Source organism: Rheinheimera oceanensis, assembly GCF_018831085.1.
Lineage (GTDB): Bacteria > Pseudomonadota > Gammaproteobacteria > Enterobacterales > Alteromonadaceae > Alishewanella > Alishewanella oceanensis.
In genome coordinates, this window is record NZ_JAGPNM010000006.1 from 240906 (window position 1) to 256896 (window position 15991).

Sequence of the window (15991 nt, forward strand, 5' to 3'; positions counted from 1 at the left end):
TTCTCAATTCCGATAGAGTAAACAGAAATTGATAATTTATTGGAAAATAACAACAAATTTTCAACTGCTATTTTCACCGTCTGAAAAAACAAGCATGCGTTATATTTCGGTGGCTGTGCGTTATATTTCTATGCCACGCTGCCTTAAGTCACTAATTTATAGCAGGTAGATAGCACAGGCAACAATATAAAAAAACACCTCAGGGCAGATATGCCGCTGAGGTGTTTGTGTTAGCTGTCAGCCCGTTGGATCGCCGCTGATAGAGCCTTAGTGTTTAGCCCAGCCAGGGTTGGCTGGCTTTGCGGCTTTGTTCGTAGTCGGCAATTTGTGCATTTAACTGCTCGCTTGAGCCGATAAAATCCAACCCGGATAACAACCGCTGCTTAATATCGGCGTCGATATTAAAACCCATAGCCGCGTTATTGCCGAACAGTATTTCCTGGCTGGCCAGGTCAATTTGCCACTGCTGCGGGCCTTGCTGGCAACGATTAAACAGCAAGTCGATATTGGTTTTACTTAACTGAATTAATAACATGGCGTTATTGACGCTGTTATTAAAGAAAATATCGGCAAAGCTTTCAGCAATAATCACGGTAAAACCGTATTGCTTAATGGCCCAGGGCGCGTGCTCGCGGCTGGAGCCACAGCCAAAGTTAGCGCGGGTCAGCAATATACTGGCACCCTGGTATTCCGGCTTATTAATAACAAAGTCCGGGTTCGGCGCACCATCAGCCAGGTAACGCCAGTCAAAAAACATCGCTTCGGCAAAGCCGTCGCGGCTGACACTGGTTAAAAACTGCTTCGGGATAATCTGGTCGGTATCAACGTTGTTTTTATCCAGCGGGCACACCAGGCCCTGTGCAAATATCTTACTCATGCCTGCTCTCCGTTGGTTGTGGTTGCCGCCGCTGCGATATTAACAAACTTACCGGCAATCGCCGCTGCTGCTGCCATCGCCGGGCTAACCAAATGGGTGCGCGCGCCACGGCCCTGGCGGCCTTCAAAGTTACGGTTACTGGTAGAAGCACAGCGCTGGCCGGCTTCAACTCTGTCATCGTTCATACCCAGGCACATACTGCAGCCCGGTTCGCGCCATTCAAAACCGGCGTCTTTAAAAATAACAGCCAAGCCTTCGGCCTCAGCCTGGCGTTTTACCACCCCGGAACCCGGCACCACCAAGGCGCGCACGCCGGCAGCGACCTTTTTGCCCTGCACCACAGTTGCGGCAGCGCGTAAGTCTTCTATCCGGCTGTTAGTACAACTGCCGATAAACACCACATCTACTTTACAGTCGGTCAGCTTTTGCCCGGGTTCCAGCCCCATATAAGCCAGCGCCCGCTCGGCGGCATCGCGCTTGGTGACATCAGTAAAACTATCCGGTGAGGGTACGCTTTGATCCACTGCCATTACCTGCTCGGGGTTAGTACCCCAGGTAATTTGTGGCGTAATGGCGGCGGCATCAATCTCCACCACAGTGTCAAACACGGCATCGGTATCAGAATACAGGCTTTGCCAGTATTGCACGGCTGCGTCCCAATGCTCGGCTTTGGGCGCATGCGCCTTGCCTTTGATATAGTCGAAGGTGATTTGATCCGGCGCTATCAGCCCGGCCTTGGCGCCCATTTCAATGCTCATATTGCACAGTGTCATGCGCCCTTCCATGCTCATAGCGCGGATAGCACTGCCACTGAACTCGGCAACATAGCCATTACCACCGGCAGTACCCAGCTTGCCTATTACCGCCATAATCACGTCTTTTGGCGTAACATGGGCACTTAACTTGCCATTAATCTCTACTTTTAACGTTTTGGCCTGCTGCTGCGGCAGCGTTTGCGTGGCCAGTACGTGCTCGACTTCTGAGGTACCAATACCAAAAGCCAGTGCACCGAAAGCACCGTGGGTAGAGGTGTGCGAATCACCACAAACAATGATCATGCCAGGCTGGGTTAAGCCCTGCTCCGGGCCAATCACATGCACTATGCCTTGATCCGGATGGGTTAAATCCAGCAATGGAATACGGTTTTCTTCGCAGTTGGCTGCTAAGGCTTCCAGCTGTTTGCGTGAAGTGTCACCGGCGGCGTCGATACTACGGCGCTGCGTTGACACATTATGGTCCATAGTGGCAAAGGTTAGGTCGGGCCGGCGCACACTGCGATTGGCCAGTTTTAAACCGGAGAACGCCTGCGGCGAGGTAACTTCGTGAATTAAATGCCGGTCAACGTACAATAAATCGGTACTTGGGTTTAACTTACCCACCACATGGCTGGCATAGATTTTTTGATATAGGGTTTTCGCGTTAGCAGTAGCCTGGCCCATTATTGGTTCTCCTGGCGCAAAGTGGCAACAATAGCTGCACCAACCGCAGCCGTGCCGTAAGTGGATTTAGGGTTAATATCGCGCGTTACTATGTGCTGCTCCAGGCAGTGTTGCACGGCCTGCTCAATGGCGCGGGCGGCGTCTTCCTCGCCAAAGCTGTAGCGCAGCATTAAGGCGGCACTTAAAATTTGCGCTATCGGGTTGGCAATACCTTTGCCTGCAATATCCGGTGCGCTGCCACCGGCTGGCTCGTATAAGCCAAAGCCGCTGCCGTTTAAACTAGCCGAAGGCAACAGACCTAAGCTGCCGGCAATGGCGGCAATTTCATCAGATAAAATATCGCCGAACAGGTTGTCGCACAGCAATACATCAAACTGCTGCGGGCTGCGGATCAACTGCATAGCGGCGTTGTCGATATACATATGCTCCAGCGTTACGCCGGGGTAATCTTTCGCCACCCGCTCAACAGTTTCGCGCCATAAAATACTGGTTTGCAGCACGTTAGCTTTATCGATTGATGTCACTTTATTGCTGCGTTTTGTTGCCGCCTCAAAGGCGACTTTGGCAATGCGCTCAATCTCCGTCACACTGTAACGCTGGGTATCAAAAGCATCAGTATCAGTGCGGCCTTTTTCACCAAAATAAATGCCGCCAGTCAGCTCGCGTACACACAGTACGTCCATGCCCAAGCTGCTAACGCGTGGGTGCAGCGGCGATAAATCGGCAAAAGCCGGATAAATCTGGCCGGGGCGCAAATTACAGAATAAATCGAAGGTTTTTCTAAGTGGCAATAAAGAACCACGCTCCGGCTGTTTGTCTGGCGCCAGGCCAGTCCATTTCGGCCCGCCAACCGAGCCAAATAAAATGGCATCGCTTTGTTTGCACAATTCCAGTGTCGCTGCCGGTAACGGCTCGCCGGTGGCGTCTATCGCCGCGCCGCCGACTAACGCCGGGGTTAAGGTTAAGCCAAACCGGAATTTATCGGCTACTACCTGTAATACTTTTTCGGCTTCAGCCATCACTTCCGGGCCTATGCCGTCACCGGCCAGTACGGCAATCTTGTAGTGCTTGTTTATCTGTTTACTCATTGCTGCTCACCTGCTGCGATTTTTGAATGTGTTTGCCGCGCATGCTTATGCGCATCGATAGTTTGGGCGCGCTGGATCATATTCAGCACATGCACATAGGCCAGCACCGAGCTGCGCACTATGTCGGTAGCCAAACCGGCACCATGAAAGCGGCGGCCTTCATGCTCGGCAATAATATCCACCTGGCCCAACGCGTCTTCACCACTGCCTTTGGCCTGTAAGTTAAAATCAACCATCTTGATATTCAGTTTGCTGATACGGGCAATAGCACTGAAGGCTGCCTCTACCGGACCATTGCCGGTAGCCGCTTCGGTAAACACCTTATCGCCACAGCGCAGGCCAACAGTAGCGCTGGCCACGTGGCCGGTATGGGTGGATGAGCTTAAAAACTCCAGCGCGTAGTAGTCGTTTTGCTCCTGCATGTTTTCAAAAAATACCAGGGCTTCTAAGTCGTAGTCGAACACCCGGCCTTTTTGGTCGGCCAACGCCACGAAGCTTTTGTATACTGCTTCCAGGTCATAATCACTGTTGGTGTAGCCCAATTCAGCTAAACGGTGCTGGATAACATGCCGGCCCGAGCGCGAAGTTAAGTTCAGCTCGTTCTGACGGATACCGACTTGCTCCGGCGCCATAATCTCGTAAGTGTTTTGTGCCTTTAACACGCCATCCTGGTGAATACCGGAGCTGTGGGCAAAGGCGTTTTCACCAACAATGGCTTTATTCGGCTGAATAGGCATATTACAAATTTGGCTGACTAAGTGAGAGCTGCGGTAAATCTCGGTAGTTTTAATATCAGTATACAACGGCGCCAATACGTCTTTACGGGTATTGATAATCATCGCCACTTCTTCCAGCGAGCAGTTACCGGCACGTTCACCAATACCGTTTACCGTACATTCAATCTGGCGGGCACCGGCCTGTATTGCGCTGATGCTATTGGCGACCGCTAAGCCTAAATCGTTATGGCAGTGTACGCTTAAGCGGGCTTTATCAATATTCGGCACCTTATTGCGTAGCGTGCTGATAATGGCTGCAAATTCGTTTGGTATCGTATAGCCAACGGTATCCGGAATATTAATGGTGGTAGCCCCGGCAGCGATGGCGCGCTCAACTATCCAGCATAAATCATCAATCGGCGTGCGGCCGGCATCTTCACAGGAGAACTCGATATCGTCAGTATAGCGGCTGGCCAGTTTAATGGCGGCTACGGCCTGCTCGCTGGCCTGGGCCAGGGTTTTACGCAATTTGTACTGTAAATGCAGCGGTGAGGTGGCAATAAAGGTATGAATACGGCGCCGCTCGGCGTCTTTTAACGCTTCGCCGCAGGCCTCTATATCGGCACTTACAGCACGGGCCAGGCCGCAAATAATCGGGCCTTTTACTTCGCGTGCGATACGCTGCACAGAGTCAAAATCACCGGGGCTGGATACCGGAAAGCCTACTTCCATTACATCAACATTCAGCCTGGCAATGGCATGCGCCAGCTGAATTTTTTGCTTCTGGCTTAAACTTGCGCGCAGTGCCTGTTCGCCGTCACGTAAGGTGGTGTCAAAGATCCAAATTTTGTTATCGCCGCTCATCTTGTGTTTCCTGTTCCGTTATCTCGGTTTAGGTTGCAACCTGTGGCGGGGGCTTAAAATGCAAAAAACCCCGGCCAGTGGCACGGGGTTTTAGCTTTATCGGTTCGTTACGTTTTTACCAATAAGCAGCACCCCGCGCGCCGGTGAGGAGCACGAGGAGGCTAATTGTAGAAACGCGACGGTTAAAATTCATTAATTGCTCTGTTCATTACATTGGTTAGCAAAACGCCAATAGTAATAGCATGGTTATTTTTCAACTGCAACAGTATAGATGGCTAAACGGCAAAAAACTTTATCTGCGATGAAAACCACTTGCATATTACGCCAAGGTTACATAAGATGCGCGCCGTCTTACCAAGCGCTTTGCCGCAAACGACTCTGCCCGGGTGGTGAAATCGGTAGACACAAGGGATTTAAAATCCCTCGCTCGAAAGGGCGTGCCGGTTCAAGTCCGGCCCCGGGCACCATTTCTTAGCTGTTATACCCTCTACTTCTCATTGTTATCGCTATCAGATAAGCAGAATTAACTCAAACAACAGCTTTTGCAGACTCTGCCGGCTATCCATCAGCAATAATAATTCGATACGTTGCTTTTGTTCATTGAGCCGGTAAAACAACAGATTATGTTGATCTACCTGCCACTGCCGGTAATCTGCAATACCCAGCGCCAGCAAACGTTCGCTGATAGGTGCCAAGGTGGGATGCGTTACCAGATCCTGCTTAATGCGCTGTTTAATATTCATTAGCGTATTTTGCGTCAGAGTGGCGGAGTATTTTTCGGTTAAAAATGCAGCAAGCCGCTGCTGTGATAGTTTAAACAGCGGCGACGCAACAACGGTATAAGTGCTACTCAAATGCCTGATCCAGACTTAGCTCCGCCACTTGCAATGACTTTTCCGACAACTTCAACATTTTTAGCAGTGCTAGCGTGTCTTGCTGAAACTGATAATCCTGATAAGACTGCACCACAAAAGCCGGTTTGCCATTTTTAGTGATCAGTAGCTCTTCGCGTAGTTCCAGCGTGTTGGCGTGCTCTTTTAAGTAGGTAATTGTTTCAGTTTGCATAACCGACCTTAAAAAGGTTTTATTCAGACTGATTTAGCCTAGCAGATAATTGTCCACTGCACCAACCTAAGTCAGTTGAACACGCTATTACGGGTTATCTGGCTTATTGCAAAGCCTGGATCTGGCATTGCGGTACAACATCAGCCCCTGTTTGTTGCGCCTGAATAATTTGCTTTTCACTATCGAGCAAATTGTCATCCTGCGGTGCTATTTGCAATGCCGTGGCGATTAATTCTGCCGCTTTACTGTGGCAACCCAGCCCACTTAATAGCATGGCGTAATTGTTCAGGTAGCTAACTTCTTGCTGCGCAAAAGGCAAACCCTGAGCAAACCAGTTGGCTGCAACAACAGGCTGGGTGGAAAAATAATAATTGCCCAATAAAAAGTAGCTTAGCCAGTAGTCCGGCCATTGCCGGGTGGCACTTTTAAGCGCAGCAAGGCCGGCATCAGGCTGGCCGGTGTTGAGTAAATCCTGGCAGGCTTTAGTGAACAAAAAGGGATCCAGGTGCAAACTGGTTTTATCACCGGGCAACATAGCTAACAGCCAGTAGTTGCCGCGCTGCCAGGTACGCTCAAAAGTGGCAAAGTTAAGCCGGTGCGCTTCTGTAACCCCGGTATGTAAAATAACTTCTGCTGTATCAATGTCATAACCAATCACCACGGCATAATGCCACTGCGGCAGCCAGGCAATAGAATTGTTTTGCAGTACAATAACCGGAATATTATCTGCCACCAGGCTTAACAACTGGCTCATATTGGCGCGCTTTTGCTCATACGCCAGCAAACCCAGTTGCCGGGTAGCGGCTACCATCTCAATTTGCAGTGTACCTTCCAGACCCGGCGTAAAGGTATTAGGCGCAATATCAACCGGGCTTTTTTGCAGACCATAGAAGCCTGCAACTTCAGACAACGTAGTGGGGCCACAAAAATACTCTTGCTGCGGATAAAAAGGTACCTGGGCAATAAAGTGCCGGCGGGCAATATCAGGTGGCGCAGCCAATAATTGTTTAGTTTGCGGTGGGGTCTGGCAGGCTGTCAGAGTGATCAGCAGACCAGCCAACAGGCCGGCCTGCCACAGTAAACGCATAAAGAACTACGAGCCTATTGGACGGATAAACGGATAAACGTCAGTAATACCCATCAGATCCAGCACGGCAACGACAACCAGTACTGTTACGATAACACCCACGATACCACCTGCCGGCATATCATTCAGTTCGTTGTTTAACGCATCCAGCTCTGCCGTAGTCATGGCGGCAATACGTTGTTTGGCATCATCAGGGTTAACACCCAGTTCAATCAGTTTGTTTTGCACTTCGGCGCTGTCGACAAAAGACAACACCTGTTGTTTATTGTACTGGTGCTGCTGAGCCGCTATAACCTGCTCTGAACTGTATACCCCGGCTGCTGCCTGGCCCATACCGAAGATCAACATCGCAACTGCGATGCCGACTATTACAAATTTATTCATCATGCATGTATCCTTCAACTTATTGTTCTTAGGGAAAACTTAATTTCTATAAATAAGATTTACAACGCTGACTGTTAAATATGCGGAGCTTCACAGAGTAGACCATATACCGGCCCCGTGCAACTGAGCAAAGAGCAACCGGCGCCAACACATCAGCTCCGGCGTGTGCGCCGACAACAGCAAGGAAAGTTTCCGTTTAATTATGGGTTTAACACCTCAACTGTTTACAGCCTTATTCTGGCAATATCCCGTGCAGGCGGGCGGCCGAACATACGGGCATATTCGCGGCTAAACTGCGATGGGCTTTCATAGCCAACTTTATACGCTGTACTGGCCGCATCTATTTGCTGTGAAATCATTAAGCTGCGCGCCTCTACCAGCCGGACCGATTTTTGAAACTGCAATGGGCTCATATTGGTTACTGCTTTAAAATGCACATGAAAAGAAGACACGCTCATACCGGCAAGGCTCGCCAGTTCTTCTATCGTTACCGTTTGATCATAATCACGACGCAGCTTTTGAATGGCAACAGAGATGCGTTGTGTCGGCGTGCCTTTTAGCGAAATCTGCGCGATTTCTTTGCCGTAATGGCTACGCAGCATACGATAGTGCATCTCCCGGATCAGTGCTTCGCTTAATACCGGGATATCGTCGGGCTCTTCCAGCAGTGTAAATAAGCGCAACAGGCTGTCGCCCATTTGCCGGTCTACCTGGCCGATAAACAAGCCGCTTTTCGCCGTTTTGCTGGCCACAGCCAGATGCTCCATTTGCAGCAGCAACTCAGACAGCAACCGGGCATCGATATTTATCTGAATAACAAAATACGGCCGTTGTTCTGACGCTTCAACAACAGTGCCCAAAATAGGTAGGTCTACTGAGGCGATAAGAAATTCCAGTTCGCCATAAGACAGCATCTCAGTGCCAAGCAGCACGTTTTTGCGGCCCTGCACAATAATACACAGGCAAGGCTCATACACGGCCGGCATGGTGATCCCGGGGCGGCAGATTTTGTAGCAAAACACATTGGGGATCGCCGTGCTATTTAAACCTTCATTCACTGCAGCATGCTGTACCAGCTGCAAAAGTCTTTGCCGTAGCCTATTGTGTTCCATGCTGCTTACCGATATCAGTTGGATAATCAGGCAATGATATCGTATCTTTGGGTATCCATAACAGCACTTCTTGCCGTTAGCATAACAGGCATCGGGGCAACCCGTATTTACTCAGCAGTATTTTCTGTTTACCGACACAGGAGTTTTGTTATGACAACGAATAAAGCCAAAGTTATTCTGATCACCGGCGCCAGCAGTGGTATTGGCGAAACCACCGCCAAAGTGTTAGCAAAAGCCGGGCATACCGTTATTATTGCTGCCCGCCGCACTGACCGTCTGGAAGCACTTGCTCAGACAATTAAGCAAGATGGCGGCATGGCTAAAGCCTATGCGCTGGATGTAACATCGCGTGACAATTTCAAAGCCGTGGTTGCTGCAGCTACGGAAGAATTTGGCCCGATTGATGTACTGGTAAATAACGCCGGTTTAATGCCGCTGTCACCTATGGCGGCACTGAAAGCAGACGAGTGGAACCAGATGATCGACGTTAACATTAAAGGTGTACTAAATGGCATAGAAGCAGTTTTAACCGCAATGGAACAGCGCGGCGGCCATATTATTAATGTAGCCTCTATCGCTGCCCATAGTGTATTTCCTACCGCTGCGGTGTATTGCGCCACTAAGTTCGCCGTGCGCGCCATTTCAAACGGCCTGCGTATGGAAACGAAAAAAGTACGGGTTACCACCGTTTCGCCGGGCGTAGTAGAAAGCGAACTGGCCCACACCACCACAGATACTGCAGCAAAAGCCTGGTTGGAAGATTTCCGTAAAGTGGCGTTAAAACCCGAAGCCATAGCCAACGCCATTGCTTATGCCATTGCGCAGCCAGACGATGTAAATGTGGATGAGCTGATAGTACAACCTACACAAGCCAGCTACTAAGGCCAGGCCAGTTAAGTAGCAGCCTGCCAGCGGTTTAAGCTGGCAGGCCCGTGCGCTGCAGGAACCTACCATACCCGCACGTTAGTTACGCCCAAAGTATTCTGCCGGCGTTTGCCAATATTAATAAATATGCAACTAACTAAGCTTGTCACCAACGAAAATAGCAGAATTTGCGATACACTTAGCAGCAATTGTATGCCGTAGTAAGTGTTTGTTGAGGAGCCGATATGCCACGTTATTCTGCCGAGTTTATTAAAGAGATGCCCAAGTCTGATTTACACCTGCATCTGGATGGCAGCCTGCGGCTTGATAGCCTGATTGAAATGGCCAAACGTACCGGCACTAAACTACCAGCTGATACGGTAGAAGGCTTAAAGCAACTGGTATTTAAAGAAAAGTACAATAACCTGGGCGAGTATCTGCACTGTTTTCAGTATACCTGTGCAGTGCTGCGCGATATGGAAAACTTAGAGCGCGCAGCTTATGAGCTGGCGATAGACAACCAGCTTGAAGGCGTAAACTATATTGAAGTGCGCTTTGCACCGCAGTTGTTAATTGACCTGCCCAACGGTATCGATTTTGACCGCGTAATGCATGCGGTTAATAATGGCTTAAAGCGGGCCATGCAGGAGTATAACCGCAGCGAAATTGTGCTTAGCGGCCAAAAACCACCCTTTGCCTACGGTATTATTAACTGTGCCATGCGGATGTTTGGCGATAAGGGTTTTTCGCCTTACTACACCAACCTGTTTCAGCTGATGCGCGATTTTGCCCCTATTGATGTGATTAAGTTAGCAGCAATGGAGCTGGTGCGCGCCAGCGTGCGGTTACGCGACGAAGAAAATATGCCTATTGTCGGGCTGGATCTGGCCGGCCAGGAATCCGGTTATCCGGCCGGTAAATTTAAAGAAGTTTACGAATATGCCCATCAGCACTTTTTGCTGAAAACACTGCATGCCGGTGAAGCTTATGGCGCAGAAAGCGTATTTGAAGCAATAACCGAATGCTATGCTGACCGCATTGGCCATGGTTACTCTATGTTTATTCCGCAGATGATTAGCGACACCGATATCATTGATAAAACCGCCTATATCCGTAACCTGGCGTCTTATATTGCTGATAAGCGTATCGCGATAGAAGTCTGCTTAACCAGCAACCTGCAAACCAACCCGGCTATCAGCGATATAAAGCAGCATAAATTTAAAGATATGCTGGAAAACCGCATTGCCACCGTGATTTGCACAGACAACCGTTTAGTGTCTAACACCAGCGTTAGCAAAGAGTACCAGCTGGCGCTGGATAATTTTGATATCCCGCTAAAACGGCTGAAAGACATCGTGGCTTACGGCTTTAAAAAAAGCTTTTTCCCCGGCACTTACGTGGAAAAACGCGAATATGCCAAGCAATGCCTGGAGTATTTTGACCACGTAGCAAAACGCTACGGCTTTATTTGATTAAAATCAATTACATAAGAACCATGTCGCAAAAAGCATACACGCTAATCATTTGAAAAATAACACTTTTACAATCAACCCGAATTAACTGTTGCTAAACAGCGACAGTTAATTCGGCCACCTTATTAGCCACTCATCCGCAAAACAAATAAACCATTGATTTACATGTAAAATAAAATAAATTTCAAAGTTGGCACAAGCCTTGTATTAGCTATGGCAAGCGACGATTCAGGAGAATGTCGCAAGCGCAAGTCTCAGAGCCCAAATTGCTCAGGTGCCTTTGCAACATTCTCCTTCAAACCGTCTTAACGCAGCCAAATCGAAGTAAACGCTGCACTTAACGGAGGTTGTTATGGACTTATTCTTACTTGGTACAGTGCTGTTCTTACTGGCTAACGTAGCTGTAGCAGTAACCATGTTACGCCGTGTTAATTTAAATAATGATAGCGTACTGGCTTGGGAACAGGCTCAGGTTGTAGCAACCCCTGCAGTTGCAGCATCTCAGGTTCCGGCTACTCAGTATCAACCGGTTTATATGGCAAAGGCCGCTTAACTGCCTCTTTGCGTCACGATCCCATGAGTTCAGCACTTGCTGAATTTTTGTAAGGCCAGAACCCCACTGGCCTTTTTTTTTTGCCGCTAAAATAAGGTATGCTTAGCAGCCCTGTAATTAAGACAAACTATTATGCGTTTTTCTATTCAGACCGCATCTTTACGCCAGTTGGTACTGCTGAGCTTTTTTCTGGCCCTGATCCCCGTGGCCGTATTGCTATGGCAGAGCCACAAAGCACTAAGCGGTGTTAGCCAGAATGCCGTAGCTGAAGCTGAAACCTCGGTAGCAAGCGTACGCCGGGCAGAAAATATGCAAAACCTGGTGGTGGATATAGAGCGCGCAGTACGCCAGCATGCCGTAGTAAAAACCGATGCACTGGCCCGGGTGGCACGCACCCACCTGAACAGCTATCAACAATTGCTGCGCCAGGTGTGTGACAACATAGGCCAGTCGCAACTGTGCCAGCAACAACAACTGCAGCTTGGCATACTGCTGGATAACTTTACTGAGCTAAGTAGCACAGAACTTGAACCGCTGATGCAGCAATTTCGCCAGCAACAGCAACAGCTGACACAGCAAATCTGGCTGCTGCTGGAGCAAAACCTGCAGCAACAACAACGCTTTGTAGTAGAAAGCCAGCAGCAACTGGCCTGGCAAACAGTAGCACTGGTATTGTTAACCCTGTTGTTAGTACTGTGGGCATCAGGCCGTATTACCGCACCGGTACGCAAACTGGACAAAATGATCCGTGCTATTGGCCAGCAGCATCAATTCCCTGATGAAAAACTTACCGGCCCGCGTGAGCTGACAGAGCTGGGCGAACAGCTGCGCTGGCTTAGTTCACGCTTACAACAACTGGAAGCGCTAAGGCTGATTTTACTGCGTCACGCCTCGCATGAGTTAAAAACGCCGCTGTCCAGCATCCGCGAAGGCTGCGCCTTGCTCAGTGAGCAGTTAGTTGGCCCGCTAAATAAACAACAACTGGAAGTCGTTGGCCTGCTAAATGGCAGTGCTGACCGGCTAAGCCAGCTAACCGAGCAGTTGCTTGACTACAACCGCTTATTACAACAAGCCAAACCCGAGCCCGACTGGCATTCACCCCAGCAATTATTTACCGACTGCTTTAACGACCATGCCTTATCGTTGCAACAACGCGGCCAGGCTATTGAGCTTAGCTGTCAGCTAAGCGCAATTTATACTGATATTACGCTGTTCCGGCGTATACTCGACAACCTGATCAACAATGCCCAGGCGTACGGCAGCCAGGACAGCCCGGTGTGGGTAAAATTGTATCAGCAGGAACATCAGCTGATTTTAGATGTCGCAAATAACGGCAATCCTATTCCGACATCATTACGGGAAAAACTGTTTGAGCCATTTCAGCGCGGTACCACACCACGCTTTGACTCGGTGCAGGGCTCTGGCCTGGGGCTGTCGATTGTTGCCGACTGTGCCCGCCTGCTGGGCGGCCATGCTGATATTGTTGATGTTATTTATGCCGATGTCTGTATTAGGGTACGGCTACCGTTATTAGAGGAAAAACTGGGATGAAAACTGGGTTAATTTTTGTGGCCATACTGGCACTTAGCGGCTGCCAGCTTGCACCACAACCGGTAGCGCCTGAACCAATAGCCGAGCCCTTGCTGGAGGCTGAACCCGAACCGGTAATACTACCTGAACCTGAGCCGGTAAAAACCCCTTTAGCCATTGCCGGTGATGCCGCAACATTGCAGGCCTGGGTCAATTACCGTGCGGCCATGCTAAACCGCATTAATGAAGAGCGCGATTTACTTAACAGCGAAACGGCCCAGGATGATGTCTGGCTATTAAAGCGCACCATTTTACAGTTGCACCCGGATACACCCTACCTTACCCGCTTACGGGTGCAAATGCAGTCAGCTGATCAGCTGGCCGCTTTACCGGCACCTTTGGCTGCACTGCTAAGCTGGGATCTGGTGTTTAACCAAAAATTGCTTGAAGCCGAATCGGCAGTAAGCGCCTTAACCCGGCTTAATGCACAACAGCACGATAATATTGAGCGACTGCAAAAAACCAACAAAGAACTGCAGAAAAAAATTGATGCATTAACCCAGATAGAAGCGCAGTTAAACCAGCCCGCGCCGGTTAAAGAGGACAACAATGGCCAGCCCTAAGCCTAAGTTACTGCTTGTAGACGATGATCCCAGCTTACTGCGCCTGCTGACTCTGCGCCTTGAAGGTGAAGGTTATCAGGTGATCAGTGCTGATTCAGCAGAAGCTGCTTTGCCACTGCTGATGAAAAACAGTGTTGATGTGGTACTAAGCGACTTACGTATGCCGGGGCTGGACGGCATGAGCCTGTTTGATGAAATTGCCAAACGCTACCCCGGCCTGCCAGTGGTATTGATGACGGCACATGGTTCAATCCCCGAGGCGGTAGCCGCCACCCAGCGTGGGGTATTTGGCTTTTTAACCAAACCGCTTAACACCAATGAGCTGCGCGATATTCTGCAAAATGCGGTGCATCAGTCCGTGCCGGAGCAAGCAGAATGGCGTGCAGAAATTATTACCCGCTCCCGGGTAATGGAGGAGCTGCTGGAACAAAGCTACCGCGTAGCTCAGCGCGACGTCAGCGTGTTAATCACCGGCGCCAGCGGGACCGGTAAAGAACTGCTGGCAAAAGCCATTCATAAAGCCAGCCCGCGCGCTGCTAAACCCTTTGTTGCCATTAACTGTGGCGCCCTGCCAGAGCACCTGCTGGAGTCAGAATTATTTGGCCACACCAAAGGCGCGTTCACCGGTGCTGTTACTGAACATGGTGGCCTGTTTCGTGAAGCCGATGGTGGCACACTGTTTTTAGATGAAATAGGCGATATGCCGGTGGCGTTGCAGGTAAAGCTGCTGCGCGCACTGCAAGAGCGGCAAATACGCCCGGTAGGCAGCAGTAAAACCGTACCAATCAATGTACGGGTGCTGTCAGCAACACACCGTGATTTACAGCAGGCTATGGGCGATGGCAGCTTCCGTGAAGACTTATACTACCGCTTAAATGTGGTTAACCTGCAACTGCCCAGCCTGGAGCAGCGGCCGGAGGATATTCCGCTACTGGCTCGCCATGTGCTGCAGCAAAGTGTCGAACGCCACCAGGTAGATGTTACCCGTTTTTCTGATGATGCTATGCAACTGCTGGCAACAGCCAAATGGCCCGGTAATGTGCGCCAGCTGGTAAACGTAGTGGAACAATGCGTGGCACTAACGCACAGCCCGGTTATTGGTGCGGCTCAGGTAGAACAGGCGCTGTCGCATGACAGCAGCTACTGGCCGACATTAACCGAAGCGCGTGACCAGTTTGAGCGCCAGTACCTTATCCGTGTATTGCAGATGACAGAAGGCAATGTTACCCGCGCCGCAGAGCTGGCCGGGCGTAACCGCACCGACTTTTATAAGTTACTGAAAAAACATGAACTCAGCGCCGCCAAGATCACTGAGCAAAGCGATGAAACTGAATAGCGAGCAGGTATGACAGCAATAACCCCACCCGATGCTTATCTGGCTGAAGAAGCAGAAAGCCCCGAGCTGATTAAAGCGAAAATTATCAGTGAAACGGCCCGGATTAACTGGCTGGAGCTGCAAAAGTTTTATGCTGCCGGTGCCGTTATTACGGTGGCGTCTGAGCTGGATTTAATCGAGGTAGCCTTTGCTTTTAGCCTGGACGATAAAGCCACCGTTGCTGATTTACTGGCAAATGGCACTGTAGGGCGCACCAGCGAGCAGCAGGCACAGCAGTGGTTTGATAACCAAACTGAGCTGTGGGCGGTGGTCATTTCGCCGTGGATCCTGGTACAACATAAACCACTGCAGCAAGAGCTGAACTAAGCTTTGCTGCACATTAAGCTTTGCTAAACTTGGTGCAGCTTAACTAACATACAGGACCGTTATGACTGATCTCTATAAAAAAAGCAGCAGTTCACGCGTAACGCTGTCGCAGCTGATGCTGCCGTCACACTCTAATTTCAGCGGTAAGATTCACGGTGGCTATCTGTTATCACTAATGGACCAAATCGCCTTTGCCAGTGGTTCTAAATTCAGCGGCCGTTATTGCGTGACAGCCTCAGTAGACAGAGTCGATTTTCTTAACCCGATTGAAGTAGGCGAGCTGGTCACGTTAAAAGCATCGGTTATTTTTGTTGGTAACAGTTCGATGGTGGTGGGTATTCGCGTGGAAGCGCAGAATATTCAGAGTGGTAAAGTAAAGCACTGTAATTCGTCCTACTTTACCATGATTGCCAAAGATGAGCAGGGCAATAATGTACGGGTACCCCGGCTGATTTTAACCAGTAAAGAAGAAGTGCTGCGCTTTGTTAAAACCACTCAACGCCTGAAACTGCGGCACAGCTACGCCGAGCTGTGCGCTGATTTTGACGGTGATATGCAGCAGGCCATCGAGCAAATTAGCGCCAATTATCAGGTGCAGGTGCAACTGGCGTAAAA

The 15991-nt window shown here is 49.8% G+C and carries 17 protein-coding genes and 1 tRNA gene; 9 read left to right on the plus strand and 9 right to left on the minus strand.

Annotated features, from left to right (window positions below; all coding sequences use genetic code 11):
• Positions 1-274: 274 nt before the first annotated feature.
• The 4 genes from leuD to leuA are packed head-to-tail and all read right to left on the minus strand — an operon-like array spanning position 275 to position 4984.
• The gene (gene leuD / locus J3B89_RS14725) at positions 275-877 is read right to left on the minus strand and encodes a 3-isopropylmalate dehydratase small subunit (protein WP_215398366.1); all 603 of its coding nucleotides are present in this window, start codon (positions 875-877) and stop codon (positions 275-277) included.
• Positions 874-2316, minus strand: a complete 1443-nt coding sequence (gene leuC / locus J3B89_RS14730) for a 3-isopropylmalate dehydratase large subunit (protein WP_215398367.1) — start codon at positions 2314-2316, stop codon at positions 874-876. Before leuC ends, leuD begins: the two co-directional genes overlap by 4 nt.
• Positions 2316-3404, minus strand: a complete 1089-nt coding sequence (gene leuB / locus J3B89_RS14735; RefSeq protein WP_215398368.1) for a 3-isopropylmalate dehydrogenase — start codon at positions 3402-3404, stop codon at positions 2316-2318. Before leuB ends, leuC begins: the two co-directional genes overlap by 1 nt.
• On the minus strand, positions 3401-4984 hold the full coding sequence (gene leuA / locus J3B89_RS14740) for a 2-isopropylmalate synthase (protein WP_215398369.1): 1584 nt from the start codon (positions 4982-4984) through the stop codon (positions 3401-3403). The genes leuB and leuA overlap by 4 nt, the downstream gene beginning before the upstream one ends.
• 380 nt (positions 4985-5364) lie before the next feature.
• On the opposite strand from leuA, the gene J3B89_RS14745 reads away from it, so the two are divergent.
• Positions 5365-5451: transfer RNA gene (locus tag J3B89_RS14745), tRNA-Leu, on the plus strand.
• Positions 5452-5493: 42 nt separating this feature from the next.
• Here the strand turns inward: J3B89_RS14745 and J3B89_RS14750 are convergent.
• From J3B89_RS14750 to J3B89_RS14770, 5 genes are all read right to left on the minus strand, one after another.
• Positions 5494-5838 carry a hypothetical protein gene (locus tag J3B89_RS14750; RefSeq protein ID WP_215398370.1) on the minus strand — a complete coding sequence of 115 codons (345 nt, stop codon included), beginning with the start codon at positions 5836-5838 and terminating at the stop codon, positions 5494-5496.
• A complete protein-coding gene (locus J3B89_RS14755) occupies positions 5831-6049 on the minus strand; it encodes a type II toxin-antitoxin system Phd/YefM family antitoxin (RefSeq protein ID WP_068236328.1) in 219 nt (72 codons plus the stop codon). The genes J3B89_RS14750 and J3B89_RS14755 overlap by 8 nt, the downstream gene beginning before the upstream one ends.
• A 103-nt stretch (positions 6050-6152) precedes the next feature.
• The gene (locus tag J3B89_RS14760; protein ID WP_215398371.1) at positions 6153-7136 is read right to left on the minus strand and encodes a PA2778 family cysteine peptidase; all 984 of its coding nucleotides are present in this window, start codon (positions 7134-7136) and stop codon (positions 6153-6155) included.
• A 6-nt stretch (positions 7137-7142) separates the two neighbouring features.
• Positions 7143-7523, minus strand: coding sequence for a PA2779 family protein (locus J3B89_RS14765; protein ID WP_251372446.1), 381 nt, complete (start codon positions 7521-7523; stop codon positions 7143-7145).
• A gap of 221 nt (positions 7524-7744) precedes the next feature.
• Positions 7745-8632: an AraC family transcriptional regulator gene (locus J3B89_RS14770; RefSeq protein ID WP_215398372.1), complete on the minus strand. Its 888-nt coding sequence runs from the start codon at positions 8630-8632 to the stop codon at positions 7745-7747.
• 150 nt (positions 8633-8782) lie between these two features.
• Here J3B89_RS14770 and J3B89_RS14775 point away from each other — a divergent pair, with 150 nt between their 5' ends.
• The 8 genes from J3B89_RS14775 to J3B89_RS14810 all read left to right on the plus strand — a co-directional run bounded on the left by J3B89_RS14775 (position 8783) and on the right by J3B89_RS14810 (position 15989).
• Positions 8783-9514 (plus strand): SDR family oxidoreductase, encoded by a 732-nt coding sequence (locus J3B89_RS14775; RefSeq protein WP_215398373.1) that lies wholly within the window; start codon positions 8783-8785, stop codon positions 9512-9514.
• Positions 9515-9741: 227 nt separating this feature from the next.
• Entirely contained in the window at positions 9742-10968 is a 1227-nt protein-coding gene (locus J3B89_RS14780) for an adenosine deaminase family protein (RefSeq protein ID WP_215398374.1), read from the plus strand.
• Positions 10969-11320: 352 nt separating this feature from the next.
• On the plus strand, positions 11321-11521 hold the full coding sequence (locus tag J3B89_RS14785; RefSeq protein ID WP_215398375.1) for a hypothetical protein: 201 nt from the start codon (positions 11321-11323) through the stop codon (positions 11519-11521).
• Positions 11522-11653: 132 nt separating this feature from the next.
• Positions 11654-13072, plus strand: coding sequence for a sensor histidine kinase (locus J3B89_RS14790; RefSeq protein ID WP_215398376.1), 1419 nt, complete (start codon positions 11654-11656; stop codon positions 13070-13072).
• Complete coding sequence (locus J3B89_RS14795; protein WP_215398377.1) at positions 13069-13674, plus strand: hypothetical protein; 606 nt, start codon at positions 13069-13071, stop codon at positions 13672-13674. The genes J3B89_RS14790 and J3B89_RS14795 overlap by 4 nt, the downstream gene beginning before the upstream one ends.
• Positions 13661-15010, plus strand: a complete 1350-nt coding sequence (locus tag J3B89_RS14800; RefSeq protein WP_215398378.1) for a sigma 54-interacting transcriptional regulator — start codon at positions 13661-13663, stop codon at positions 15008-15010. Before J3B89_RS14795 ends, J3B89_RS14800 begins: the two co-directional genes overlap by 14 nt.
• A gap of 9 nt (positions 15011-15019) precedes the next feature.
• Positions 15020-15376: a DUF2288 domain-containing protein gene (locus tag J3B89_RS14805; RefSeq protein ID WP_215398379.1), complete on the plus strand. Its 357-nt coding sequence runs from the start codon at positions 15020-15022 to the stop codon at positions 15374-15376.
• A gap of 61 nt (positions 15377-15437) precedes the next feature.
• Positions 15438-15989, plus strand: coding sequence for an acyl-CoA thioesterase (locus J3B89_RS14810; RefSeq protein WP_215398380.1), 552 nt, complete (start codon positions 15438-15440; stop codon positions 15987-15989).
• Positions 15990-15991: the final 2 nt, after the last annotated feature.